The 25,521-nt window shown below is 67.9% G+C and carries 20 protein-coding genes; 6 read left to right on the forward strand and 14 right to left on the reverse strand.

Annotated features, from left to right (window positions below; all coding sequences use genetic code 11):
- Positions 1 to 10 precede the first annotated feature (10 nt).
- From pilW to AC1VNM_RS13860, 6 genes are all read right to left on the reverse strand, one after another.
- On the reverse strand, positions 11 to 832 hold the full coding sequence (gene pilW, locus AC1VNM_RS13835) for a type IV pilus biogenesis/stability protein PilW (RefSeq protein ID WP_483107298.1): 822 nt from the start codon (positions 830 to 832) through the stop codon (positions 11 to 13).
- Positions 829 to 2,016, reverse strand: coding sequence for a dual-specificity RNA methyltransferase RlmN (gene rlmN / locus AC1VNM_RS13840; RefSeq protein ID WP_377152643.1), 1,188 nt, complete (start codon positions 2,014 to 2,016; stop codon positions 829 to 831). The genes pilW and rlmN overlap by 4 nt, the downstream gene beginning before the upstream one ends.
- Before the next feature lie 58 nt (positions 2,017 to 2,074).
- Entirely contained in the window at positions 2,075 to 2,500 is a 426-nt protein-coding gene (gene ndk, locus AC1VNM_RS13845; RefSeq protein ID WP_377152641.1) for a nucleoside-diphosphate kinase, read from the reverse strand.
- A gap of 178 nt (positions 2,501 to 2,678) precedes the next feature.
- Positions 2,679 to 4,847 (reverse strand): pseudouridine synthase, encoded by a 2,169-nt coding sequence (locus AC1VNM_RS13850; RefSeq protein ID WP_483107299.1) that lies wholly within the window; start codon positions 4,845 to 4,847, stop codon positions 2,679 to 2,681.
- A 50-nt stretch (positions 4,848 to 4,897) separates the two neighbouring features.
- Entirely contained in the window at positions 4,898 to 5,782 is an 885-nt protein-coding gene (scpB, locus tag AC1VNM_RS13855) for an SMC-Scp complex subunit ScpB (RefSeq protein WP_483107300.1), read from the reverse strand.
- Positions 5,783 to 6,080: 298 nt separating this feature from the next.
- Positions 6,081 to 7,151: an RluA family pseudouridine synthase gene (locus AC1VNM_RS13860; protein ID WP_483107301.1), complete on the reverse strand. Its 1,071-nt coding sequence runs from the start codon at positions 7,149 to 7,151 to the stop codon at positions 6,081 to 6,083.
- A 142-nt stretch (positions 7,152 to 7,293) separates the two neighbouring features.
- On the opposite strand from AC1VNM_RS13860, the gene AC1VNM_RS13865 reads away from it, so the two are divergent.
- On the forward strand, positions 7,294 to 8,076 hold the full coding sequence (locus AC1VNM_RS13865) for an outer membrane protein assembly factor BamD (protein WP_483109277.1): 783 nt from the start codon (positions 7,294 to 7,296) through the stop codon (positions 8,074 to 8,076).
- Positions 8,077 to 8,140: 64 nt separating this feature from the next.
- Here the strand turns inward: AC1VNM_RS13865 and yoaA are convergent, their stop codons facing one another.
- The gene (gene yoaA, locus AC1VNM_RS13870) at positions 8,141 to 10,273 is read right to left on the reverse strand and encodes a DNA repair helicase YoaA (protein WP_483107302.1); all 2,133 of its coding nucleotides are present in this window, start codon (positions 10,271 to 10,273) and stop codon (positions 8,141 to 8,143) included.
- Positions 10,260 to 10,544 (reverse strand): YdcH family protein, encoded by a 285-nt coding sequence (locus AC1VNM_RS13875; RefSeq protein ID WP_377152629.1) that lies wholly within the window; start codon positions 10,542 to 10,544, stop codon positions 10,260 to 10,262. The genes yoaA and AC1VNM_RS13875 overlap by 14 nt, the downstream gene beginning before the upstream one ends.
- A 52-nt stretch (positions 10,545 to 10,596) precedes the next feature.
- Here AC1VNM_RS13875 and AC1VNM_RS13880 point away from each other — a divergent pair, with 52 nt between their 5' ends.
- Complete coding sequence (locus AC1VNM_RS13880; protein ID WP_377152627.1) at positions 10,597 to 11,364, forward strand: PP2C family protein-serine/threonine phosphatase; 768 nt, start codon at positions 10,597 to 10,599, stop codon at positions 11,362 to 11,364.
- A 109-nt stretch (positions 11,365 to 11,473) separates the two neighbouring features.
- On the opposite strand, the gene AC1VNM_RS13885 is transcribed toward AC1VNM_RS13880, so the two are convergent.
- The 5 genes from AC1VNM_RS13885 to AC1VNM_RS13905 all read right to left on the reverse strand — a co-directional run bounded on the left by AC1VNM_RS13885 (position 11,474) and on the right by AC1VNM_RS13905 (position 19,169).
- Positions 11,474 to 12,142 (reverse strand): hypothetical protein, encoded by a 669-nt coding sequence (locus AC1VNM_RS13885; protein ID WP_377152625.1) that lies wholly within the window; start codon positions 12,140 to 12,142, stop codon positions 11,474 to 11,476.
- 119 nt (positions 12,143 to 12,261) lie between these two features.
- A complete protein-coding gene (gene zapE / locus AC1VNM_RS13890) occupies positions 12,262 to 13,362 on the reverse strand; it encodes a cell division protein ZapE (RefSeq protein WP_483107303.1) in 1,101 nt (366 codons plus the stop codon).
- 127 nt (positions 13,363 to 13,489) lie between these two features.
- Positions 13,490 to 14,917 carry a dihydrolipoyl dehydrogenase gene (gene lpdA, locus AC1VNM_RS13895; RefSeq protein WP_483107304.1) on the reverse strand — a complete coding sequence of 476 codons (1,428 nt, stop codon included), beginning with the start codon at positions 14,915 to 14,917 and terminating at the stop codon, positions 13,490 to 13,492.
- Positions 14,918 to 14,935: 18 nt separating this feature from the next.
- Positions 14,936 to 16,201, reverse strand: coding sequence for a 2-oxoglutarate dehydrogenase complex dihydrolipoyllysine-residue succinyltransferase (gene odhB, locus AC1VNM_RS13900; RefSeq protein ID WP_483107305.1), 1,266 nt, complete (start codon positions 16,199 to 16,201; stop codon positions 14,936 to 14,938).
- Positions 16,202 to 16,316: 115 nt separating this feature from the next.
- Positions 16,317 to 19,169, reverse strand: a complete 2,853-nt coding sequence (locus tag AC1VNM_RS13905) for a 2-oxoglutarate dehydrogenase E1 component (RefSeq protein ID WP_431104735.1) — start codon at positions 19,167 to 19,169, stop codon at positions 16,317 to 16,319.
- A gap of 343 nt (positions 19,170 to 19,512) precedes the next feature.
- On the opposite strand from AC1VNM_RS13905, the gene AC1VNM_RS13910 reads away from it, so the two are divergent.
- On the forward strand, positions 19,513 to 20,355 hold the full coding sequence (locus AC1VNM_RS13910) for an isopenicillin N synthase family dioxygenase (protein ID WP_377152616.1): 843 nt from the start codon (positions 19,513 to 19,515) through the stop codon (positions 20,353 to 20,355).
- Between the two features lie 60 nt (positions 20,356 to 20,415).
- Here AC1VNM_RS13910 and AC1VNM_RS13915 read toward each other — a convergent pair whose 3' ends face one another.
- Positions 20,416 to 21,543 (reverse strand): branched-chain amino acid ABC transporter substrate-binding protein, encoded by a 1,128-nt coding sequence (locus AC1VNM_RS13915; protein WP_483107306.1) that lies wholly within the window; start codon positions 21,541 to 21,543, stop codon positions 20,416 to 20,418.
- Between the two features lie 96 nt (positions 21,544 to 21,639).
- Here AC1VNM_RS13915 and AC1VNM_RS13920 point away from each other — a divergent pair, with 96 nt between their 5' ends.
- The 3 genes from AC1VNM_RS13920 to AC1VNM_RS13930 all read left to right on the forward strand — a co-directional run bounded on the left by AC1VNM_RS13920 (position 21,640) and on the right by AC1VNM_RS13930 (position 25,480).
- Positions 21,640 to 22,023: a hypothetical protein gene (locus AC1VNM_RS13920; RefSeq protein ID WP_483107307.1), complete on the forward strand. Its 384-nt coding sequence runs from the start codon at positions 21,640 to 21,642 to the stop codon at positions 22,021 to 22,023.
- A 127-nt stretch (positions 22,024 to 22,150) separates the two neighbouring features.
- Positions 22,151 to 23,716 (forward strand): ABC transporter substrate-binding protein, encoded by a 1,566-nt coding sequence (locus AC1VNM_RS13925; protein WP_483107308.1) that lies wholly within the window; start codon positions 22,151 to 22,153, stop codon positions 23,714 to 23,716.
- A gap of 165 nt (positions 23,717 to 23,881) precedes the next feature.
- On the forward strand, positions 23,882 to 25,480 hold the full coding sequence (locus tag AC1VNM_RS13930; RefSeq protein ID WP_483107309.1) for an ABC transporter substrate-binding protein: 1,599 nt from the start codon (positions 23,882 to 23,884) through the stop codon (positions 25,478 to 25,480).
- Positions 25,481 to 25,521: the final 41 nt, after the last annotated feature.

Raw genomic sequence — 25,521 nt, forward strand, 5'->3', positions numbered from 1 at the left:
GCGATGTCCCTCATTCATCGAATCGACCGTTATTCAATGCCTGCGTCTCGGCCGCCTGCGGGTACTTGCGCCGCATCTGCTGGCCGAGATCGTCCATGTTGGACGTGTTGCCCAGGCGGCGCTCGATGCGCAGCTCCAGCCAGAGGCTGGCGGCGTTCGCCTGTTCCACGTTGCTGTTGACGCGGCGCGCGTAGAAGCGCGCGCGTTCGTATTCGCCCTGGCGGTACAGCACTTCGCCCAGGTTCATCGCGATCGTCGGATTCCCGGGTTCGACCTCGAAGGCCTTGGTCAGGTGGGCCTGTGCCGGCACCAGACGGCCCTCGCGCGCCTCGCAGGCGCCCCAGGCCAGCAGCGTGCGCGACGGCGTGCGGTAGGCCGGCAGCGCCACGGCGGCTTCGAACTGCTGGTAGGCCTCGGCATAGCGCTGGCGCTGGCACAGGAACCAGCCGTAGTTGTGCAGCGAATCGCCGTTGTTGCGGTCACGGGCGATCAACTGCTTGAAGCCGTCCTCGGCCAGACCGTACTCGCCCATCGCGGCGTAGATCAGGTTGCGCAGGTTGATCGCCTCGGGCAGATCCGGCTTGGCGGCCATCGCGAGCTTGACCTCGTCCAGCGCCGTCTCGTACTGGCCGCGGGCGAAGTAGCCGCTGGCGAGCTCGAGCCGCACCTGCGCCCGGCGGTCGTTGTCGGTCTTGTCGCTCTCCGTGCGCGGCTGCTGTTGCTGCTGCGCACCGCCCGCGCACCCGGCCAGGGCCGCGGCGATCAGCAGCACGACGGACAGGGTCCGGGCGGAACGACGCGGAAGGAGGGAGCCGGGCGACGAAAGGGTCATGGACGTGGGCCTGTGGGAGTGACGGGAGTCGAAGGCGTGGCGGCCGCGGGCGCTGCGCCCGAAGTGCCGCCGGATGCCGCGCCGCGCTGTACCACCACGGGCGCGCGCACCATGCGCAGATGAACCCGGGTCCGGTCCTGCACCTCGCCGGCCAGCTGGCCGCAGGCGGCGTCGATGTCGTCGCCGCGCGTCTTGCGCACGGTCGTCACGATGCCGGCCTGGATCAGCAGATCGGCGAAGGCCTTGACGCGCTCGTTGGTGCTGCGCTTCAGGCCCGACGCGGGGAACGGATTGAACGGGATCAGGTTGATCTTGCAGGGCACCTTGCCCTTGAGCAGCGCGATCAGCTCGCGGGCCTGCTCCGGCGCATCGTTCACCTCCTGCAGCATGCAGTACTCGAAGGTGATGAAGTCGCGGGGTGCCTTGTCCAGGTAGGCGTTGCAGCTCGCCAGCAGTTCCGCGATCGGGTACTTGCGATTGAGCGGCACCAGCTGGTCGCGCAGCGGGTCGTTGGGCGCGTGCAGCGACACGGCCAGCGCCACCGGCGCATCGTCGCGCAGGCGGTCGATCATCGGGACCACGCCCGAGGTCGACACCGTCACGCGGCGCCGCGACAGACCGTAGCCATGGTCGTCCAGCATCATCTTCAGCGCGGGGATCAGCGCGCCGTAGTTCTGCAGCGGCTCGCCCATGCCCATCATCACGACGTTGGAGATGATGCGTTCGTCCTTGCCCAGGCGCTGCCGAAGCGAATGCTCGGCATACCAGAGCTGGGCGACGATCTCCCAGGTCTCGAGGTTGCGGCTGAAGCCTTGATGGCCGGTCGAGCAGAAGCGGCAACCCACGGCGCAACCGGCCTGGCTGGAGATGCACAGCGTGGCCCGATCGTCCTCGGGGATGTAGACCGCCTCGACGGCGTTGCCCTGGCCGACGTCGAACAACCACTTGATGGTGCCGTCGGCCGAGACATGTTCGGAGATCACCGGCAGTGCGGTGATGTGGGCGCGCCCGGCCAGCTTGTCGCGCAGCGACTTGGCCAGGTCGGACATCTGGGCGAAGTCCGACGCGCCCTTCTGATGGATCCAGCGGAACAGCTGGGTCGCGCGAAAGCGCTTCTCCCCCAGCTGCTCGCAGTACGCGGCCAGGCCTTGCAGATCGAATCCGAGCAGGTTGACCGCGTCCATCGTGTGTACTCCTCTTTCGCTAGGGCCTGCTGGCCCGGGGTCCAGAGGCGGTGACGGCTCAGCGGCCGTTGATTTCCAGACCGGAGAAGAAGAACGCGATCTCGACGGCCGCGGTCTCGGCGGCGTCCGAGCCGTGCACGGCGTTCGCGTCGATGCTGTCGGCGAAGTCGGCGCGGATGGTGCCCTTCTCAGCCTTCTTCGGGTCGGTCGCGCCCATCAGGTCGCGATTCTTCAGGATGGCGCCTTCGCCTTCCAGCACCTGGATCTGCACCGGGCCAGAGATCATGAAGGTCACCAGGTCGTTGAAGAACGGGCGGGCCTTGTGCACGGCGTAGAACGCTTCGGCTTCGGCGCGCGACAGCTGCTTCTGCTTGGAGGCGATGACCTTCAGGCCGGCGCCTTCGAAGCGGGTGTAGATCTGGCCGATGACGTTCTTGGCCACGGCATCGGGCTTGATGATGGAGAGGGTGCGTTCGATGGCCATGTCTTTTTCCTTGAAAATCTTGGGCTTGGCAAAGCCCGGCATTGTAATGCGTGAAGTCAAGCCCCCAAGTGACATCCCGTTTTCAGCCGGGTGTCGCCGGAAGGCAAAAAGCCGGGATGGAACCCGGCCCGTGCCGCCCTGCCCCGCCGGATGGCGGGCGCCGGGCGTTCAAACCTGATCAGCGGCGGCCGCGGCCTCCGCCACCGCCACCCCCACCACCGCCGCCGCCGCCGCGGCGACCACCGCCCCGGTTGTTGCCGCGATTGATGAAGGCGTCGGCACCGATGTAGCCCATCGACGTCTTCATCGGATCCGGCTGGTGCTCGCCACCCGGGCCACGCTTGTTGCCCTGATGGGGGTTGTGGCCGGAATCGCTGCCGCCCTTGCCGAAGCCCTGCGGGATGCGCTTGCTGCCGGTCGCGAAGCGCCGGTCGAAGGTCTGCTCCAGCGGGTTGATGTGCTTCGGGATGAAGTCGTCATCGTCCTCGTCGCGGGGGCGGCGATCGCGGTCGCGCTCCTGCTGCTGCTGTTGCTGCTGCGGGCGTTGCGCCTGATTCTGCGGGGGACGCTGCTCGTTCCGGTCGTTGCGCTGCGGACGATCCTGACGGTCGCCGCGCTGATCGTTGCGGTCGCCGCGCTGATCGCCGCGGTCTGCCCGCTGCTCGTTGCGATCGCCACGGAACTCACCGCGCTGATCGTTGCGGCCCTGCTCCGGACGGCTCGGACGCGGACCGCCGCTGTTGCCGCGGCGGCGCTTGTCGCCCCGGTCATTGCGATCGTTGTTGCGCGGCGGACGCGGCTCGTTCCCGGCCAGTTGCCGGATGATGCGCACGTCGGCGTCGCCGAGCTCGATGTAGACGCCACGACGCAGGCCACGCGGCAGCACGACGGTGCCGTAGCGGATGCGGATCAGGCGGCTGACGGCCAGGCCGACGGTCTCGAACAGCTTGCGGACTTCGCGGTTGCGGCCTTCGGTGATGACGACGCGGTACCAGCGGTTCACGCCTTCGCCGCCGCCGTCCTCGATGCTCTTGAAGCTGGCCTGCTGGCCGTCGACGTCGACGCCGGTCAGCAGCTTCTCCTTCTGTTCCTTGCTCAGCGAACCCAGCACGCGGACCGCGTACTCGCGCTCGACGCCGAAGCGCGGATGCATCAGCTGGTTGGCGAGTTCACCGGAGTTGGTGAACAGCAGCAGGCCTTCGGTATTCAGGTCGAGGCGACCGACCGACTGCCACTTGCCCTGCGGCAGGCGCGGCAGGCTGCGGAAGACGGTGGGACGGCCTTCGGGGTCGTTGAAGGTCACGACCTCGCCGACCGGCTTGTGGTACGCCAGGATCCGCGGCGCGACCGGCGCGATACGGACCTTGATCGGCTTGCCGGCCACGGCGACGCGGTCGCCGTAGGAGATGCGCTGACCGACGTGGGCGACTTCGCCGTTCACCGTGATCTGGCCCTTGGCGATCATGTCCTCGATGTCGCGACGCGAGCCGACGCCGGCTTGCGCCAGCACCTTCTGCAGCTTGGGCGCATCGGCATCGGGAGCGAGCACCCGCTTGGCGGGCTGGTCGGTGGCATCGGACTCGCCGTCGTCGGACGACGCCTCGACATCGGCGATCTCGGCGGGCTCGGCGCCGTCGTCCTCGGCGTCGGCATCGAAGGCACCGGACACCAGCGCGTCGAAGCGCGCCTGCGCCTCGGCCTGGAGCTGGGCGCTGTCGACCTGCGTCGGCGCGGACCCGGCGCCTTCGCCGGACTCGGAAGCATCGCCCTGCGCCTGGACCGGCTGACCTTCGCGCGGTTCGCGATCACGGTCGCGCCCGCGGCGGCGGCGATTGCGGCCACGGCCTTCGCCGTCGCTGCCTGCGTCGCCGTCGGCGCCTTCACTCGCCACCGGACCCGCTTCTCGCGACTCAGGAGACTCCTGCGACACCAGCTCGACAACCGCCCCGGCCACCGGCGACACCGGCGCGGGCGAAGCCTCGACGGTCGCCACCGGCACGTGGATCACGGCGCGGTCGGCCTGCGCCGGCACGGCGTCGGCCTCCGCGGTCTTCTTCGTGGCGCGGCGCTTGGGCTTGGACGCTTGCGCGTCTTCGGCCGCGGGCGTTTCAGCCTGGACCTCGACCGGGGCCTCGGCAGGCACTTCCGCCGCGGCGGCCGTCTTGCGGCGCGCTCGAGGCTTCGGAGTCTCCTCGGCCACGGGCGCGGCGCCCGCGTCGGTCGCCTCTACCGGGGCCGCGGCGACCTTGCGGGTGCGCTTGGGTTTCGCGGGCGCGTCGGACGGGGTGTCGGCCGGACCGGCCGTCAGCGTCTCGGGCTTGGAATCGTCGATATCGTTGGAATTCATGTGTCGGCTTGCACCTTGTCAGCGGTGGACACGGCCCCTTCCCGGGGCGCTCAAGTGGGCTCGGGGTTGACGGCCCCGGCCTGTGGTTCTTCACCCGGATCACGCGAGGCGGCCGGCTTGGATTCGTCTTCAGTGGCGGCGTCCGAAGATTCGGGCGCCGCCAGGTTCGTTTCAGCGGTCTCGACGGTCTCGGCAGCCTCTGCCGTCTCCGCGACTTCCGCCGTCTCGGCAACTTCTGCCGCGTCGACGGTTTCGGCGGGCTCGCCGGTTTGGGCGCTTCCCACCGTTTCAGCGGCCTCGACCTCCGCCACCGGCTCGCCCGGCTGGATCTCCGGCGCCGGCGGATCGAGCTCGACGACCACGTCGCCGGGCGGTTCCTCGAGCAGCGAGGCCTGCAGCGCCCCGGCGATCGGCGTCGGGTCGCCGCCCTGGATCAAGGCCGGCAATTGCTCCAGCGAATGCAGCCCCAGGTCGTCCAGGAAATGCTTCGTCGTCGCATACAGCGCCGGCCGGCCCGGCGCCTCGCGATGCCCGATGACCTCGATCCAGTCGCGGTCCTCGAGCTGCTTGATGATGGGCGTCGCCACCACCACGCCGCGGATGTCCTCGATGTCCCCGCGCGTCACCGGTTGACGGTAGGCGATGATCGCCAGCGTCTCCAGCACCGCCCGCGAATACTTCGGCGGCTTCTCCGGGTGCAGCCGGTCCAGATGTTCGCGCATCTCGGGCCGGCTCTGGAAGCGCCAGCCGGAGGACAGCGCCACCAGCTCGACGCCGCGCCCTTCCCACTCGCGCAGCAACTCGTCGAGCAGCGTCCGCACGCTGTCGCCGTTGAGCTCGTCCGCGAACAGCGAGCGCATGTCACGCAGCGTCAGCGGCGCCTGCGCGCACAGCAACGCCGTTTCCAGGACCCGCTTCGCCTCCTGCGTATCCATGAACTCAGTTCGTCAGGCCGGCCTGGAGGCCGGTCAAATCGGTGTGTGTCGCCATCTTGGGCGCCGGCGACGGCAACGGGCCGCGCCGGACGGATTCGATCTGCTTGCTTGGGAGCTCTGTGCTCCAACGGCCGCCGCTCAGTGGTGGATCCGGCCGGTCAGTGGGGCGCCGCGTCGGTGTGCGGCCTGCGCTGCGAACGGGGTCGACTGCCAGCCCGCCGCCGTCTTGCGCACGCTCTTCACGTTGGTCTCAGCGCAAGTACTGGGACGCATTGTAGCGCGAGCGGGCGCACCGCTCTCAGAACACCGGATCGGGCAAACCCGAGACGCGCCACCCGGACGCCAGATCGGCCGGCAACGGGGCCTCGAAGCGCAGCGGTTCGCCGGTGATCGGATGGGCGAAACCGAGCCGCGCGGCATGCAGCGCCTGGCGCGGCACGCCCAGCGCCTCGGCCCCGCCGTAGAGGGCGTCCGACACCAGCGCATGTCCGCGGTGCGCGGCGTGCACGCGGATCTGATGCGTGCGCCCCGAATGCAGCACACAGTGCAGCGCGGAGACGGTTCGGTTCAGGCCGCGCGCGTCCTGCCACTCGCCCTCGGCCAGCTTGAAGAAATCGGTGCGCGCCGGCTTGCCGCCACCCACGACGGCCATCCGCGTGCGCGACTGCGGATCGCGGCCGATCGGTGCGTCGACGATCCACTCGTCGGGCGTGCGGCCATGGACCAGGGCCAGGTACTCGCGATGGACCTCCCGGGCCGCGATCATCCGCATGAGCGCAGTGACCGCCGGCAGCGTCTTGCCGACGACCATCAGGCCCGACGTGTCCTTGTCCAGCCGATGCACGATGCCCGCGCGCGGCAGCGTCGCCGCCTTGGCGTGATGGGCCAGCAGCCCGTTCATCAGCGTGCCGGACCAGTTGCCCGCGGCCGGATGGACGACCAGCCCGGCCGGCTTGTTCACCGCGAGCAGGTGCTCGTCCTCGAAGACGATGTCGAGCGCGAGGGGTTCCGGGCGGAAGGCCAGCGCTTCCTCGGTCGGGACCAGGTCGACGACCAGCGTCTGCCCAAGCCGGGGCTTGCGCGACGCGTGGGTGACGAGCTGTCCGTCGAGCGTGACGCAACCGCGCTCGATCAGGCCCTGCAGGTGACTGCGCGAGAACTCCGGCGCCAGCTGCACCAGCCATTTGTCGAGGCGCAGCGCGATCTCCTCGCGTCCGGCCTCGGCGCTGCGGCGTTCGGGGACGTCGACCCCGACGTCCTGGGCGTCGTCGACGCCCTCGGAGAGGGCTGCCTGCGCCGGCGCCTCCCCTGGTTTCTCACCAGGGTAAAGCCCGTCCTGCGCCGCCGGGTCGTGACCGACCTGAACCATATAATCGCCGCTCCAATTTCAGATGAGGGCCGCCGTGGCGCGCGCCCTGTGGACCATGATCGAGACTCGGGTGTTGCGCCGCCGGACCGCGGATTCTTCTGAAGCGTCCGGCTCCTGGCGCGCCGCGTGGCGCTGCGTGGCGATGACCGCCGCGGCCGCTGCCGTGCTGGGGCTGGCGGCCTGTTCGTCGGCCCCCAAGGAGGACCCGAATTCCCAGGCCAACCTGGAGAAATTGTACGCAGAGGCCAAGGAGGACATGCTCTCCGGCTCCTACGACCGGGCGATCAAGACGCTGGAACGCATCGAAGGCCGCGCCGCGGGCACGACGCTGGGCCAGCAGGCGCAGCTGGACCTGGCCTGGGCGAACTACAAGAGCGGCGAGCGCGTGCAGGCCGTGACGGTGCTGGACCGCTTCATCAAGCTCAACCCGTCGAGCCCGGCGCTGGACTACGCGCTGTACATGAAGGGCCTGGTCAACTTCAACGACGACCTCGGCCTGTTCGGCCGCATCGCCCGCCAGGACATCAGCGAACGCGACCAGCAGGCCGCGCGCGATTCGATGCAGGCGTTCAAGCAGCTGGTGGAGCAGTTCCCGGAATCGAAGTACTCCGAGGACGGCCGCATCCGCATCGACTACATCACCAACAGCCTCGCGGCCTACGAGGTGCATGTGGCGCGCTACTACTACAACCGCGGCGCGTATCTCGCGGCGGCGAACCGTGGGCAGGCCGCGTTGATGGAATTCCAGAACGCACCCGCGCTGGAAGAGGCGCTGTTCCTGATGGTGCAGAGCTATGACAAGCTCGGCCTGGAACAGCTGCGCGATGACAGCCGCCGCGTGCTGCAGGCAAGCTTCCCGGACAGTTATTACCTGACGACTGGAAAGGCCAAACCTAAAGACAGGGCTTGGTGGGTCATCTGGTGATGCTGTGGTGGGCCGAAGCTCGCCATCGGAAGGAAACAGCCCGCTCTCGAGCGGGCTGTTTCGTTCAGGCGTCGTGAGCGGCCTTCAGCTCGGCGAGCCAGGCCTGCGCCGTCGTCTCGTCGGGTACCTGCGTCATTGGAGGGAGAGCCTCGCGCAGGCGCTTGCCGTAGTGCGAGCCGGCCAGGCGCGGATCGCAGACGACGAGCAGGCCGCGGTCGGTCTCGGTGCGGATCAGGCGGCCGGCGCCCTGCTTCAGCGCGATCGCGGCCTCGGCGACGAAGTACTCCATGAAGGGGTTGCGGCCCTCGGACTCCAGGCGCGCGACGCGGGCTTCGACCAGCGGATCGTTCGGCGGCGGGAACGGCAGCTTGTCGATGAGCACGCATTGCAACGCGTCGCCGGGCACGTCGATGCCTTCCCAGAAACTCGCCGAGCCGACCAGCACCGACGCTGGCTGATCGACGAACTGCTGCAGCAGCTGTCGCTTCGGCATCGTGCCTTGCACCAGCACCTCGATGCGATGGCCGCCTTCCTCGAAGCGTTGGCGCAGCACGTCGGCCACCGTCTGCAGCTGACGCAGCGTCGTCGTCAGGATGAAGGTGCGACCGCCGAGTCGCGCCGCCAGGCGCGCGCCGAGCCAGCCCACCGATTCGCCATGGTCGGGCTCCGAGGGCTTCGGGAAATGCTTGGGCACGTAGAGCCGCGCGTGTGACGCGTAGTCGAACGGGCTGCCGACACGCAGCGTGCGCGCCTGCCCCAGACCGGCGGGCTCGGTGAACCAGGTGAGTGCGTCGTCCTCGCCCAGCGTGGCCGACGTGAACACCCAGGCCTTGGGCGTGCTGGCGAGCGCTTCCTGCATCGCCTCGCGGATGTCCAGCGGCGATTCCATCAGGCGGACCTGGTGCGTGCCGACATCGACCCAGCGCACCGCGCCCGGATCCGGCGCCCGCGCGAACAGCTGCGCCGTCTTGTAGAGCTCGACCGCGCGCTCGTGCAGGCGCACGAGGTCCGGCCCGACTTCCATCACCGTCGCAAGAGCGTCCACGCTGAGCTCGATCGCCTGCGTGACCTGCACCAGCGCCTCCTCGAAATCGGCGCGGCCCGAACACTCGCTCCAGCGCAGCTTGAGCACGCCACGCAGTTCGCGTCCGCCGGCACAGGCCAGCCGCAGCGCACGGGCCGCGCGCTCGACGCCGCCGGAGATGGCCTGCCACTCCTGCAGCCCGCGCGCATGTGCCAGGCCTTGCGCGAGCATGTCGCGTCCGAAGTCGAACAGCTGGGCGCTGCCCAGCAGACGGCCCAGAAAGTTCAGACCGGCTTCGGGGAGTTGATGCGCCTCGTCGAAGATCGCGACTTCGACGCTGGGCAGCAGCTCCGCGACGCCGCTGTCGCGCAGCACCAGGTCGGCGAAGAACAGGTGGTGGTTCACGACGACCAGATCCGCCTCCATCGCCTCGCGCCGTGCCTTCACGACGTGGCAGTCGCGGTAGGACGGGCAGTCGGTGCCCAGACAGTTGTCGCGCGTCGAGCTGACGATCGGGATCACCGGCGAGCGCTCGTCCATGCCGTCGATCTCCGCGAAGTCGCCGGTGTGCGTCGTCATCGCCCAGCGCTCGATGCGCGCGAGTTGCGCGACGGCGCGTCGATCAGGCAGCTCCGCACTGTGGCGCGCCTGCTGCAGCCGGTGCAAGCAGAGGTAACTCCCTCGCCCCTTCAGCAACGCGGCGCGCAGCGGCAGCGCGAAGGTGTCCAGCAGCCGCGGCAGGTCGCGCATGAAGAGCTGGTCCTGCAGGCTCTTCGTCGCGGTGCTGATCAGCGTGCGGCCGCCGCTGAGCAGCGCCGGCACCAGGTACGCGAAGGTCTTGCCGACGCCGGTGCCGGCCTCGACGACCAGCGTGTCGCGCCCGGCGATCGCCTGCGCGACGGCCAGCGCCATGCGCTGCTGAGGCGCTCGGGGCGCATAGCCGGGGCCATGTCGTGACAGCGGACCGCCCGTGTCGAACGCGGCGATCACCGACTGTTCCAGCTCACCCGGGCGGAGCTCCTCGGCCGCCGCGCGGGCGCGGGACGCCGCCAGCGCCGGCGACGCCTCGGCCGCGCCCCAGGGAGCGTCAGCCATCAGATCGTCGGTCGAATCCTCGGAGGAGTGGTCGGTCGAGTCGTTGATGGCGGGATCGTGACGGTCAGGCCGGCTCATCGGGATCGCTGGCCCGTTCGAGCCGCGCGATCTCGTCGCGCAGCGCCAGGCGTTGCTTCTTCAACCGGCGCAGCGTCAGCTCGTCGACGGGCGGCAGGGCCAGCTCGCCAGCGATCGCCGCGATGGCCCCGATGGCCGGAACCGGACTGATGTCCGCGACGACGTCGGCGCGCACGGCGCCCATCAATGCGTCGATACGGCCGTCCAACTCCGCATGGGCGATGCGAAGTTCAATCAGACGGCGCGCTGGAGAGTGAAGTTGTTCATCCATAAACGGGGAACCACCCGACCGGGAAGCCGAGCCGGACGATTATAGTTTTGGGATGAGTCGCAACACCCCAGGCTATCGCCTCAGCGCCGCCACCGGCATCCATCGCGGCGATCGTCTGTACCAGCAGGATCAGGTCCAGGTCATCGCCCATCCCAGACAGAGCGGTTGCGTGCTCGGCATCGTCGCCGACGGCATGGGCGGCAAGAGCGGCGGCCGCAAGGCCGCCGACCAGGTCATCCTCACCGCCCAGCAACTGTTCGAACGTTTCGTCCCCGGGGAGGAGGACGAATCCGAGCTGCTGCGCCAGATCGTGTCCGAAGCCCACCTGATGATCCGCCTGACGGCGATCTCGGCCGAGGAGGAGCCGCACAGCACGCTGGCCGCCTACCTGCTGACGTCGGACCGGCGCTGCTTCTGGATCCATACCGGCGACTCGCGGATCTACCACTTCCGCGGTCCCAACATGGTGACGCGGTCGCTGGACCAGTCCTACGTGCAGCGCCTGGTCGACGAAGGCCAGATCACCGAGGACGAGGCGCTGGTCCATCCGCAGTCGAACCTGCTGACCGCCTGCCTGGGCACCGTGCAGGAACCGACGCCGGTCGAGTCCTACATCGAGCACCTGGAGCACGGCGACACGCTGATGTGCTGCAGCGACGGGCTGTGGCACTACTTCTCGCCGGCCGAGCTCGGCACGGTGATGCACAGCCTGCCGCCGCGCGACGGCGCCGAGCTGCTGGTCAACAAGGCGCGCCAGCGCGCCAAGGGCACCGGCGACAACCTGTCGCTGGCGATCGTGCGGGTGGATCCGCTCGAGTGACGCCGGGCGGGCGCCCTCCCCGCCTCGCCATGAAGAACGCCGGTCTCGCGACCGGCGTTTTGCATTGAGCGCCTCGGGGATCGGATGACGCGCTCCCCGCTTCGACGCTTCAGGGCTTGGGCAACGCGCGGATGTCGGAGGCCGACGGCGTCGGCAGATGGGCCGCGGGCGGCTTCGTGTTCTTGCCGACGGGCGCGGACGCCGCGGAGGCCGCCTTCCCCGCCGAGCGCAACTGCTGCTCACCGGCCTTGCGCTGGCGGTCCAACGCCTTCTGACGGCGCTCCGCGGCGGCCTCGCGGCGCTTGGCCGCCTCGGCCTTCGCCTCGGCATCCAGTTTGGCCTCGCGGCGTTGATGCAGTTCCGGATTGGCGCGCGGTGTACGCGCCCCCGGCACCGTCGGCGCCGATGCCGGCTGAGCCGCTTCCCGCACCGATTCGGTCTTGCGCCGGGCTTCGTCCTTGGCCGCCTCGCGCTCGTTCTGCTGGACGCGCTCGCGCGCGGCGGCGCTGCGACGCTGGCGCTCCTCGGCATTGACCTGGTGTTCGGCGTGGTCCAGCGGTCGCAGCTGGCGGATGCGTTCGTCGCGGGCGTCTTCCAGGCAGCCGGTGACGACGAAACGCTGGTTGCACTCGCGGACCTTGGCCTGGTAGGTCTGCTCGATGCGCGCGCGGGCGGCGCCGATCTCGGCGCGGGTCATCTCCGCCGCGCAGACGGCCGTCGAGGCAGCCATGCCCGACAGCGCCATCGGCAGGAGAACAAGGACTGGGCGGAAAGTCATGGACGTGATCATCGCATCCGGCGACGCTCGTTCCAGTGACACGCCCGCCGGTGACTTCCCTACACCCCAATCGGAGGGAACCGCGAGTGGGGATGGGCGTGGACGCGCAGGAACAGGGGTCAGGTCAACCGGGTATCGACGTCGCGACGCTCGAGCTCCAGGTATTCCTTCGACTGCATCTCCTGCAGCCGCGACACGGTGCGCGGGAACTCGTGCGCCAGCGGGCCCTCGGTGTACAGCTGCTCCGCCGGAACGGCCGCGGAGATGATCAGCTTCACGCGCCGGTCGTACAGCACGTCGACCAGCAGCGTGAAGCGGCGCGCCTCGCTGGCCAGCCGTGGCGGCATCGCCGGCACGTTGGACAGGATGATCGTGTGGAACTGCGTCGCCAGTTCCAGGTAGTCGTTCTGCGAGCGCGGCCCGCCGCAGAGTTCCGAGAAGTCGAACCACACCACGCCGCCGGCGCGGCGCCGGGAGCGGATCTCGCGGTGCTCGATGTGCAGGATCGGGTCCTCGTCACGCGCCTCGGCCAGCGATTCGAAGGCCGTCGTCAGCGCCGCCTCGGTCTGCGCGTTCAGCGGCGTGTGATAGAGCTCGACATGCTCGAGCGAGCGCTGCCGGTAATCGGTGCCGTTGTCGACGTTGATGACTTCCAGGTTCTGCTTCAGCAATTCGATCGCCGGCAGGATGCGGTCGCGGTGCAGCCCGTTCGGGTAGAGCCCGTCCGGATGGAAGTTGGACGTCGTCACGATCGACACGCGGTTCTTGAACAGCGCGTCGAGCAGCCGGTACAGGATCATCGCGTCGGTGACGTCGGCGACGTGGAACTCGTCGAAGCAGATCAGCCGGAAGCGCCGCGCGATGCGCTTGCCGAGCTCGTCCAGCGGGTCCTGGATGCCCTTGAGTTCCTGCAGCTCTCGATGGACCTCGCGCATGAACTCGTGGAAGTGCAGCCGGGTCTTGCGCGTCAGCGGCACGGCCTGGAAGAAGCAGTCCATCAGGAAGCTCTTGCCGCGGCCGACGCCGCCGAACATGTACACGCCGCGCGGCAGCGGCGGCCGCACCAGGAACTTGGTCACCGCATTGGAGCGCCGCGCCTTGTAGTCGGCCCATTCGTCCTGGCAGCGCTGCAGCGAGGCGACGGCGCGCAACTGGGCCGCGTCGGCGGTGTAGCCGCGTTCGGCGAGGGTCTGGTGGTAGAGCTCGGTAACGGTAGTCATGCGGTGGTCAAGCGGCGGCGTTCGAGACGTTCAGATCAGGGAACCTGCGCAGCGCGGACAAGATGGAAAAAGGGGCGACTCGCGCCGCCCCTTCCGTTCATGCGTCCGATGCGCTTCGAGCCGGAGCTCAGAAGTTCAGCGTGCGCTTGTCGATGGCCAGGGCCGCTTCCTTGGTCGCTTCGCTCAGCGACGGGTGCGCGTGGCAGATGCGGGCGATGTCCTCGGCCGAGGCCTTGAACTCCATCGCGACCACGGACTCGGCGATCAGCTCCGAGGCCATCGGGCCGATGATGTGCACGCCCAGGATCTCGTCGGTCTTGGCGTCGGCCAGGAACTTGACGAAGCCGGTCGTGTCGCCCAGCGCGCGCGCGCGGCCGTTGGCCAGGAACGGGAACTGGCCCGCCTTGTAGGCCACGCCGTCCGCCTTCAGCTGCTGTTCGGTCTTGCCGACCCACGCGATCTCGGGGCTCGTGTAGATGACCCACGGGATCGTGTTGAAGTTGACGTGACCGTGCTGGCCGGCGATGCGCTCGGCCACGGCAACGCCTTCTTCCTCGGCCTTGTGCGCCAGCATCGGTCCGCGCACGACGTCGCCGATGGCCCACACGTTGGGCAGGTTGGTCTTGCACTCGTCGTCGACGATCACGGCGCCGCGCTCATCGAGCTTCAGGCCCACGGTTTCGGGGTTCAGGCCGATGGTGTTGGCCGTGCGGCCGATCGAGACAATCAGCTTGTCGACCGCCAGCGTCTGCTCGCCGCCCTTGGCATCCGTGTACTTCACGGCCACGCCGTCCTTGCCGTTCTCGACGCTGGTGATCTTCACGCCCAGCTCGATGTTCAGGCCCTGCTTCTTGAAGACCTTGGCGGCTTCCTTGGCGACGGACTCGTCGGCGGCGCCCAGGAAGGCGGGCAGCGCTTCCAGGATCGTCACCTCGGCGCCCAGGCGGCGCCACACCGAGCCCATTTCCAGGCCGATGACGCCGGAACCGACCACGCCCAGCTTCTTCGGCACGGCCGGGATGCGCAGCGCGCCGTCGTTGGACAGGATGTTGGTCTCGTCGAACGGGGCACCCGGCAGCTGGCGGGCGTTGGAGCCGGTGGCGACGATCACGTGCTTGGTCGTGATGGTCTCCTCGGCGGCGCCGGCGACCTTCAGCTCGTAAGCGCCGTCCTTCGCCGCCACGAACGAGCCGCGGCCGTGGAAGAACGTGACCTTGTTCTTCTTGAACAGGTACTGCACGCCGTCGTTGTTCTGCTTCACGACGGCGTCCTTGCGACCGATCATCTTGGCGATGTCGATCTTCAGGTCGTTCATCGAGATGCCGTGGTCGGCAAAGCCGTGGCCGGCGTGCTCGAAGTGCTCGCTCGACTGCAGCAGGGCCTTGGACGGGATGCAGCCGACGTTGGTGCAGGTGCCGCCCAGGGCGGGACCGCCCTTGTCGTTCTTCCACTCGTCGATGCAGGCCGTGTTGAAGCCCAGTTGCGCCGCGCGGATCGCCGCGATGTAGCCGCCGGGGCCGCCGCCGATGACGACGACGTCGAATTGCTTGCTCATGTGTCGATCGTCCTTGGCTTAGATGTCGAACAGGAGGCGAGCCGGATCTTCCAGCGCGTCCTTCATGGCCACGAGACCCAGCACGGCTTCACGGCCGTCGATGATGCGGTGGTCGTAGGACATCGCCAGGTAGTTGATCGGACGGATCACGATCTGGCCGTTCTCGACGACGGCACGGTCCTTGGTCGCGTGCACGCCCAGGATGGCCGATTGCGGCGGGTTGATGATGGGCGTCGACAGCATCGAACCGAAGGTGCCGCCGTTGGAGATCGAGAAGGTGCCGCCGGTCATCTCTTCGATGCCGAGCTTGCCTTCCTGGGCCTTCTTGCCGAACTCGGCGATCTTCTTCTCGATGTCGGCGAAGCTCATCTGGTCCGCATTGCGCAGGATGGGCACAACCAGGCCGCGCGGCGAGCCGACGGCGATGCCGATGTCGAAGTAGCCGTGATAGACGATGTCGTTGCCGTCGACCGAGGCGTTCAGCACCGGGTACTTCTTCAGCGCGTGCACGGCGGCCTTCACGAAGAAGCTCATGAAGCCGAGCTTCGTGCCGTGTTCCTTGGTGAAGCTGTCCTGGAACTTCTTGCGCAGCTCCATCACCGGGGCCATGTTCACTTCGTTGAACGTGGTCAGGATGGCGTTGGTCGATTGCGATTGCAGCAGGCGCTCGGCGATGCGGGCGCGCAGGCGGCTCATCGGCACGCGCTGTTCCGGACGGTCGCCCAGGTTGGCGGACACGGGCGCGGCGACCGCCTGCAGCGGCGCCTTGGCCGGAGCGGCCGGGGCCTGCACCGGCGCGGGGATCGCGGCCGGCTTGGCGCCGCCTTCGATCGCGCCCAGCACGTCGCCCTTGGTCACGCGGCCATCCTTGCCGGTGCCGGACACCGAGCCGGCGGGCAGGTTGTTGTCGGCCATGATCTTCGCGGCGGCGGGCATCGCGACGCCGGCCTTGCTGTCCGACGAGGCGGCAGCGGCGGCCGGTGCGGCGGCGGCGGCAGCGGGAGCCGGAGCGGCGGCGGCCGGAGCCGCGGCGCCGGCCTTGCCTTCGGAGTCGATCTTGGCGATGACCTGGTCCGACGTGACGGTACCGCCGTCGCCGACGACCAGTTCGGCCAGCACGCCGGCGGACGGCGCCGGCACTTCGAGCACGACCTTGTCGGTCTCGATCTCGATCAGGATCTCATCGATGGCCACGGCGTCGCCGGGCTTCTTCTTCCACTGGAGCAGGGTCGCTTCGGCGACCGATTCGGACAGCTGGGGGACTTTGACTTCAACGATTGCCATGATGTTTTTTCTCTCGGTTTTTCAGTAAACCGGAGCCTTGCGCCTGCCGGTCGCCGGGGAGCTTGTGCCCGTCCCCGGCGCCGGTGTCATTGCGGCGCGCGGCGTCCGCAATGACTCACTTGGTCAGCACGAAACCCTTCAGTTTCCCGAAGGCCTGCTCCAGCAGCGCCTTCTGCTGTTCCTGGTGCAGGTGGGCGTAGCCGACGGCCGGCGAGGCCGAGGCGGGACGGCCCGCGTATCCGAGCTTCTGGCCGTCGGCCATGTTCTCGTGGATGTAGTGCTGCACGAAGAACCAGGCGCCCTGGTTCTGCGGCTCGTCCTGGCACCACACGATCTCGGCGAGGTTCGGGTACTTCTTGAGCTCGGCCGCGAACGCCTTGTGCGGGAACGGATACAGCTGTTCGACGCGGATGATCGCGACATCCTTCTTGTCGCCACGGGCCTTGATCAGGTCGTAGGCCACCTTGCCGGAGCAGGCGATCACGCGCTTGACCTTGCTCGCGTCGATCTCGGCGCTCGTCTCGCCGATGACGGTGCGGAACTCGCCCTTGGTGAACTCGCTGACCGGGGACGTGGCGTCCTTGGCGCGCAGCAGCGACTTGGGCGTCAGGATGACCAGCGGCTTGCGGAACATGCGCAGCATCTGGCGACGCAGCAGATGGAAGATCTGCGACGCCGTCGTCGGCTGGACGATCTGCATGTTGTTGTCGGCGGCCAGCTGCATGAAGCGCTCCAGGCGGGCCGAGCTGTGCTCGGGGCCCTGGCCTTCGTAGCCGTGCGGCAGCATCATCGTCAGACCGTTGGAGCGGCCCCACTTCACTTCGCCCGAGGCGATGAACTGGTCGATGACGACCTGCGCGCCGTTCACGAAGTCGCCGAACTGCGCTTCCCAGATGGTCAGCGTGTGCGGGTCGGCGGCGGCGTAGCCGTATTCGAAGCCCAGCACGGCCTCTTCCGACAGGATCGAGTCGATCACGACGAACGGGGCCTGGCCTTCCGCGACGTTCTGCAGCGGGATGTAGATGCCTTCGTCGAAGCGCTCGCGGTTCTGGTCGTGCAGCACCGCGTGGCGGTGCGTGAACGTGCCGCGGCCGCAGTCTTCGCCGGACAGGCGGATCGGGTAACCCGAGGCCACCAGCGAGGCGAAGGCCATGTGCTCGCCCATGCCCCAGTCGACGTTGATGTCGCCGCGACCCATGGCCGCGCGGTCGGCGATGACCTTCTCCACCAGCGTGTGGGCCTTGAAGTTGCCGGGCAGCGTGGTGACCTTCTCGGCCAGGCGCTTCCACTCGGCCACCGGCAGCGCGGTGTCGCAGCTGTCGGTCCACTTCTTGCCGAGGAACGGGGTCCAGTCGGTCGCGTACTTGCTCTTGAAGTTGGTCAGCACCGGGTCGACGGTGTGACGGCCTTCGTCCATCGCGGCGCGGAAGGCCTTGACCATGCCGTCCGGGCCGTCGGCGTCCAGCACGCCCTGGGCCACCAGCTTCTCGCCGTACAGCTTGCGGGTGCCCGGATGCTTGGCGATGGTCTTGTACATCAGCGGCTGCGTCAGCGCGGGCGTGTCCTGCTCGTTGTGGCCCAGCTTGCGGAAGCAGACGATGTCGACGACGACGTCCTTCTTGAACTGCTGGCGATAGTCCAGCGCCAGCTGCGTGCACAGCACGACCGCTTCCGGATCGTCGCCGTTCACGTGCAGCACCGGGGCCTCGATCATCTTGACGACGTCGGAGCAATACAGCGTCGAGCGCGTGTCGCGCGGGTCGCTGGTGGTGAAGCCGATCTGGTTGTTGATGACGATGTGGACGGTGCCGCCGGTGTAGTAGCCGCGCGTCTGCGCCAGCGCCAGCGTCTCCATCACGACGCCCTGGCCGGCGAAGGCCGCGTCGCCGTGCACCAGCACGGGCAGCACCTGCTCGCCGGTCTTGTCGCCGCGACGGTCCATGCGCGCCTTGACCGAGCCCTCGACGACCGGGTTCACGATCTCCAGGTGCGACGGGTTGAAGGCCAGGCTCAGGTGGACGGGGCCGCCGGGGGTGGTCACGTCGCTGGAGAAGCCCTGGTGGTACTTCACGTCACCCGAGGGCAGGTCTTCCGGGGCGGTGTGGTCGAACTCGGCGAACAGGTCCTTGGGCATCTTGCCCAGGGTGTTCACCAGCACGTTCAGGCGGCCGCGGTGGGCCATGCCGATCACGATCTCCTGCACGCCGCGGACGCCGGCGCACTTCACCAGCTCGTCCATCGAGACGATGAAGCTCTCGCCGCCTTCCAGCGAGAAACGCTTCTGGCCGACGTACTTCGTGTGCAGGTAGCGCTCCAGGCCTTCGGCGGCCGTCAGGCGCTCCAGGATCTGCTGCTTCTTCTCGGCCGTGTAGGTCGGCTTGCTGCGGATCGCCTCCAGGCGCTCCTGCCACCAGCGCTTCTCGGTCGGCTCGGTGACGTGCATGAACTCGGCGCCGACGGAGCCGCAGTAGGTGTCACGCAAGGCCTGCACGATCTCGCGCAGGGTCATGCGCTCGGCCTTGGTGAAATAGGTGTTCGTGGCGCTGAAGGTCCGGTCCATGTCGGCTTCGGTGAGGCCGTAGGACGAGGGTTCCAGTTCCGCGATCTTGGCGCGTTCGGTGCGCTTGAGCGGGTCCAGGTCGGCCCAGCGCGAGCCGAGCGTGCGATACGCGGCGATCAGCGACTGGACGTGCACCTGCTTGCCGGCCACTTCGAGCTCGGCGGAGGACACCTTGTTGTTGAGCGCGTTGGCCTTGGCGCGCTGCGCGAAGGACTCGACGACGGGGGCGTGCGGGACGTCGCGCTTGTCGCTGCCGTCCACGGCGGGGACGTGCTGCAGGGCGTCGAAGTAGGCGCGCCAGTTGTCGGGCACGGCGCCCGGGTTGTCGAGGTACTGCTCGTACATCTCCTCGACGTAGGGAGCATTGCCCCCGAACAGATAGGAGTTCGAGCTGTATTGCTGCATCATCTTTCGCTCACCTCTGCCCCGGCTTCCGGAGCTATCGGCTGGTTATGAACCTTCCGCGACACGGCTTGACCGGTTGGCGGATTGCGACCCGCCTTTGCTGTTGCCAGAAAAGGGGTACGGGAAGGACCTGAAGTCACAAGCGCAGGACTGTAGCACCACGCTGGAACCCGTGCTGTTGCGGGATCGCCCACTTCCTGTGCACCCCGTCCATGACATGGATCAAGCGAACGGATCCTCACGGCCTACAAACGTTTGCGAACAGCCAACTCAACGCAGTAGACTGCCGGTTGGCGTACCGCCCCGAGATTGAATGGCGGACTGCCCGGGACACAGGAGATCCCACATGCAAGTTCGAGTCGTCGACTACCGCGCCGCGGATGCGGCCGAGCAATTCACCCGCTCCCTGCACGAGACAGGCTTCGGCGTCCTGGTGAATCACCCCCTGCCCCAGGAACTGGTCGAGAAGATCTACGCCGACTGGCTCGGCTACTTCAACGGGACCGAGAAGCACGCGCTGGCGTTCTCCAAGGAGACCCAGGACGGCTACTTCTCCACCGAGATCTCGGAGACCGCCAAGGGCCACGCGCAGAAGGACATCAAGGAGTACTTCCACATCTACCCGTGGGGAAGGATCCCGGCGGCGCTGAAGGACGACGCGATGCGCTACTACCGCATCGCCAACGATCTGGCGGCGGAGCTGCTGTCGTGGGTGGAGCGGCACACCCCGGCCGACATCGCGAAGAACTATCGCGAGCCCTTGTCCAACATGATCAAGGACAGCCGGCTGACGCTGCTGCGCGTGCTGCGCTACCCGCCGCTGACCGGTAACGAGCCGGCGGGTTCGCTGCGCGCCGCGGCGCACGGCGACATCAACCTGCTGACCATCCTGCCGGCCGCCAACGAGCCTGGCCTGCAGGTCCAGGGCAAGGATGGCGAGTGGGTCGACGTGCCCGGCGACTTCGGCATGCTGATCATCAACATCGGCGACATGCTGCAGGAAGCCTCGCAGGGCTACTACCCGTCGACGCAGCACCGCGTGGTCAACCCGACCGGCGAAGGCGCCAAGAAGAGCCGCGTCTCGCTGCCGCTGTTCCTGCATCCGCGCGAGGACGTGGTCCTGTCGGACCGCTACACGGCGCATGAGTACCTGGAAGAGCGGCTGCGGGAGCTGGGCGTCAAGACCTGACCCCAGGGATCCCTCACCCCTGCCCTCTCCCGCAAGCGGGAGAGGGAGCAAGAGGCGTTTTCAGAGGCTCTTCAGCGGCACCACGTCCTTGCCCTTGAGCGTGAACACCGTGACGGCGGACGACTTGAGGTCGTGCTTGTCGTCGTAGGCGTACTCGCCGGCCACGCCGACGTAGGTCGACTTCGCCAGATGTTCGCCGACCTTCTTCGGATCGGTGGACTGCGCCGCTTCCATGGCGCCCGCCAGCAGGTAGGCGCCGTCGTAGAACGACGCGGCGTAGGTCAACGGATCGCGCTTGAACTCGGCCTTGTACTTGTCCAGGAACTGCTTGCCCTTGGCACTGCGGTCGATCAGCGCGCCACCCTGCGTGCAGTAGGTGTTCAGGTCGTTCGCGATCTGCGACAGCGTGGCGGTCTCCGACGAGCAGATGCCGTCGCCGCCCAGCAGCGGCACCGTGATGCCGAGGCCTCGCATCTGACGCAGCATCGGGCCGCCCTGCGCCGAGTAGCCGCCGTAGAACACGGCGTCGGGCTTGGCGGCCTTCACGGCGGTCAGGATGCTGCTGAAGTCCGTCGCCTTGTCGTTGGTGAACTCCTTGGACACGACCTTGATGCCGAGCTTGGTCGCCTGGGCGGTGAACTCCTGCGCGACGCCCTGGCCGTAGGCCGTGCGGTCGTCGATGACGGCGACCGTCTTCACCTTCAGGTCCTGCGCCGCGTAGACGGCCATCTTCGCGCCGAGCTGGTTGTCGGTCGCGCCGATGCGGAACAGGTTGGACTGGTTGGGCTGCTGCGTGATGCGAGGGTTGGACGCCACCGTCAGCACGATCACGCCGCCGTCGGAGAACACGCGCGAGGCCGGCATCGTCACGCCCGAGTTGTACGGGCCGAGCACGAACCTGATCTTCTTGTCGACCAGCGCCTGCGCCACCTGCACGCCCTGGCGCGGATCGGCCCCGTCGTCGTTGACGTCGAGTTCGAACACGACCGGCTTGCCCCCCACCTTCACGCCCTTCGCGTTCAGTTCCTTGATGGCGAGCGCGGCGCCGTCGCGGTTGTCGATGCCGTAGCCGGCCTGCGGCCCGGTGACCGGGCTCATGAAGCCGATGCGCACGCGCTCCTGCGCCTGGCTGCCCAGCGCCGCGAAACCGGCGACGAGCACCAGCAGTTTCAGAGAGAACTTCTTCATATGTCTTCCTCGGTAAGGTCTTCCCCGGCAAGGGGGACGTCGAGTCTACGTAATGCGGCCGTGAAGGACACGGATCAACCCCGTCTACAGTGGTGCATGTCCTCCCGATCAGGCAGCGTCATCTGGATCCATCCGGAAGCGCCACCCAAACCCGCCCTCGGCCAACCGTGCAACGGCTGCGGCGTGTGCTGCCTGGCCGAGCCTTGCCCGCTCGGGATGCTCGTGAGCCTGAAGCGCGAAGGCGCCTGCCGCGCGCTGCAGTGGTCCGGGGAAGACCAGCAGTACCGATGCGGCATGCTGGTGCATCCGACGCGCTATGTCGGGTGGCGAACACCCCGGCCGGACGGGCTCGTCAATCGCCTGATCCGCCGCTATGCGCGACGCATGATCGCGGCCGGCATCGGCTGCGACGCCGACATCGAGCCGACGACGGCCCCCTCGTCCACGGTGTCTTCTCCCTCATCTCCGGAGAAGCGCTAGGCGACGCCTGCCCCCGTCGGGCATAGCATGCGCCGGGCATCGCCTGCCCAGGCTTCATCGGAGTCCGCCCATGTCCTGCCTCCCGACATCCCGCTTCCCGAAAGCGTCCCGATCCGTGCGCGCCCGCATGAGTCTGTCCCTGACGATCGCGTTCGGCGCGCTCGCCGCCGCGCCCGGCGCGCAGGCCGTGCCGCTGCGCTGGGCCGCGCAGAACGACGTGCTGACGCTGGATCCGCATTCGCAGGACCACACCACCACGAGCGCCATCCTGCAGCACGCCTACGAAGGCCTGACCCGCTACAACGAGCAGTGGGAGATCGAGCCCTGCCTGGCCACGAAGTGGACGCAGATCAGTCCGACGCAGGTCCGCTTCGAGCTGCGCAAGGGCGTGAAGTTCCACGACGGTTCGCCCTTCACCGCGGACGACGTGATCTTCAGCTTCGACCGCATCCGCCAGCCGCAGGGCACGATGCAGATCTACGTCACCGGCATCAAGGAGATCAAGAAGGTCGACGACTTCACCGTCGACCTGATCCTCGACTCGCCACAGCCCATCCTGCTGCGCAACCTGGTCGACTTCCGGATCATGAGCAAGGTCTGGGCCGAGAAGAACAGGGCGACGCAGATGGCCGATTACAAGGCCAAGGACGAGAACTACGCCAGCCGCCACACCGACGGCACCGGCCCGTACGAGATCGTTTCCTGGCAGCCGGACCAGAAGGTCTCGATGACGATCAACAAGGCCTGGTGGGACAAGAACAAGGGCAACATCACCGAGGTCAGCTACATCCCGATCAAGTCGGATCCGACGCGCGTCGCGGCGCTCACCTCGGGCGACGTGGACCTGCTGACCGAGGTGCCGACCCAGGACGTCGCCGCGGTGAAGGCCGATGCGAAGCTCAAGTCGATCGAAGGGCCCGAGACCCGCACCATCTTCTTCGCGATGGACCTCGGCAGCGAGGAGTTGCGCGGCGCCTCGGTCAAGGGCAAGAACCCGTTCAAGGACATCCGCGTCCGGGAGGCGCTCTCCATCGCCATCGACCGCGAGGCGATCAAGCGCAGCATCATGCGCGGCCTGTCGGTGCCGGCGTCGCTGATGGTCTCGCCCGGCGTCAACGGCTACGACGCCGCGCTGGACAAGCCCGCCAAGCCCGACCTGGCCCGCGCGAAGACGCTGCTGGCCGACGCCGGATATCCGAACGGCTTCGAACTGCCGCTGAACTGCCCCAACAACCGCTACGTCAACGACGAGAAGATCTGCCTGGCCGTCGTGTCGATGTGGAGCAAGATCGGCGTCACGGCGCGCCTGACCGCGCAGCCGATGTCGCAGCACAGCCAGCTGTTCCAGCGCTTCGAGGCGCCGCTGTACATGCTGGGTTGGGGCGTGTCCACGCGCGATGCGCTCTACGCGCTGCAGGCGCTCGCGCGCACCCGCAGCGGCGGTGCGGACGGCAGCTTCAACTTCTCCAAGATCAGCGACCCGGCCCTGGACAAGCTGATCGATGCCGCCAAGAGCGAGATCGACACCGCCAAGCGCGACGCGATCCTGCGCGATGCGCTGGTGCGCACGCGCGATCAGTACCTGTTCATCCCGCTGCACCACCAGGTGCGCCCGTGGGCGATGCGCGCCAACCTGCAGACCCTGCACCGCTCCAACGACCGGCCGGAAGCGCGGTTCACGACGATCAAGTGACGGTTTGATGAGCGGATCCCGGATGTCCTTGCTCGGCGGCTGAATTTTCCGGTCCTCCCCTGGGGCAATCCCCAGGGTGGATCGGCCTCCCGCCGAGGGTCCCGGCAGCTAGCATCCAGGCGACTTCACGTTTGCTTAACGACGTTGCCAAGGGAGCTACCGCTCATGTCGAGGAATCACTCCGGATCGATCCGATCCGCCCGCACCGCCCTTTGCGTCGCCGCCATCGCGGCGATGGTCGGCATCGCCCAGGCGGCGCCGCTGCGCTGGGCCGCTCAGAACGACGTGCTGACGCTGGATCCGCATTCGCAGAACCACAGCACGACGAACGCGATCACGCAGCACGCCTATGAGGGTCTGACGCGTTACGACCGCCAGTACCAGGTCGAGCCCTCGCTCGCCACGAAGTGGACGCAGATCAGCCCCACGCAAGTCCGCTTCGAGCTGCGCAAGGGCGTGAAGTTCCACGACGGCTCGCCGTTCACCGCGGACGACGTGGTGTTCTCGTTCCAGCGCATCAAGCAGCCGGTGGGGACCATGCACCCGTTCGTGGCGGGGGTCACCGAGATCAGGAAGGTCGACAGCCACACCATCGACGTGATCCTGGCCGCGCCCAACCCGATCCTGCTGCGCCAGTTCGTCGACTTCCGCATCATGAGCAAGACCTGGGCGGAGAAGAACAAGGCGCTGAACCTGCCGGACTTCAAGGCCAAGGAAGAGACCTACGCGACGCGCAATGCCAATGGCACCGGGCCGTACCGGATCACCGGCTGGCAACCGGACCAGCGCATCACGATGGTCCAGAACAAGGACTGGTGGGACGCGAAGAACGCGACCAATGTCGACGAGGTCATCTACACGCCGATCAAGTCCGATCCGACGCGCGTCGCGGCGCTGCTGTCGGGCGACGTGGACCTGCTGTCCGACATCCCGACGCAGGACGTCGGCCGGCTGAAGGCCGATCCGAAATTGAACGTCGCCGAGGGCAGCGAGACCCGCACGATCTTCATCGGCATGGACCAGGGCAGCGAACAGCTCAAGGGCAGCAGCGTGACGGGCAAGAACCCGTTCAAGGACAAGCGCGTGCGCGAGGCGATGTCGCTGGCCATCGACCGCGAGGCCATCAAGCGCGCGACGATGCGCGGCCTGTCGGTACCGGCCGGCATCATGGTCGCGCCGGGCGTGAACGGCAACGCGCCGGACATCGACGTGCCGACCAAGGTCGACGCCGAACGCGCGAAGAAGCTGCTCGCGGAGGCCGGTTATCCGAACGGCTTCGACGTGCCGATGAACTGCCCCAACAACCGCTACGTCAACGACGAGGAGATCTGCCTCGCGGTGGTGTCGATGTGGAGCAAGGTCGGCATCAAGGCGCGGCTGCAGACCGAGTCGTTCAGCACCTTCAGCCCGAAGCTGCAGGCCTTCGAGTACCCGCTGTTCCTGTACGGCTGGGGCGTGCCAACCTATGACGCGCTGTACACGATGCAGTCGCTGGCGCGCACGCGCAGCGGCGGCGCGGACGGCAGCGGCAACTACTTCCGCCTGAGCGACGCGAAGCTCGACCAGATCATCGACGCCGCGAAGGTCGAGGGCGACGTGGCCAAGCGCAACGCGCTGCTGAAGGAAGGCCTGGTGCGCATCCGCGACGAGGTGTTCTTCATCCCGCTGCACCACCAGGTGCGCCCGTGGGCGATGAAGAAGAGCGTCACGACGCCGCACCGCTCCGACGACCGGCCGGAAGCGCGGTTCACGACGATCAAGTGACGGAGGGTTGAACGCGGGGCGGCCGTCCACAACGGCCGCCC

Source organism: Mitsuaria sp. MSU3D (genome assembly GCF_056867975.1).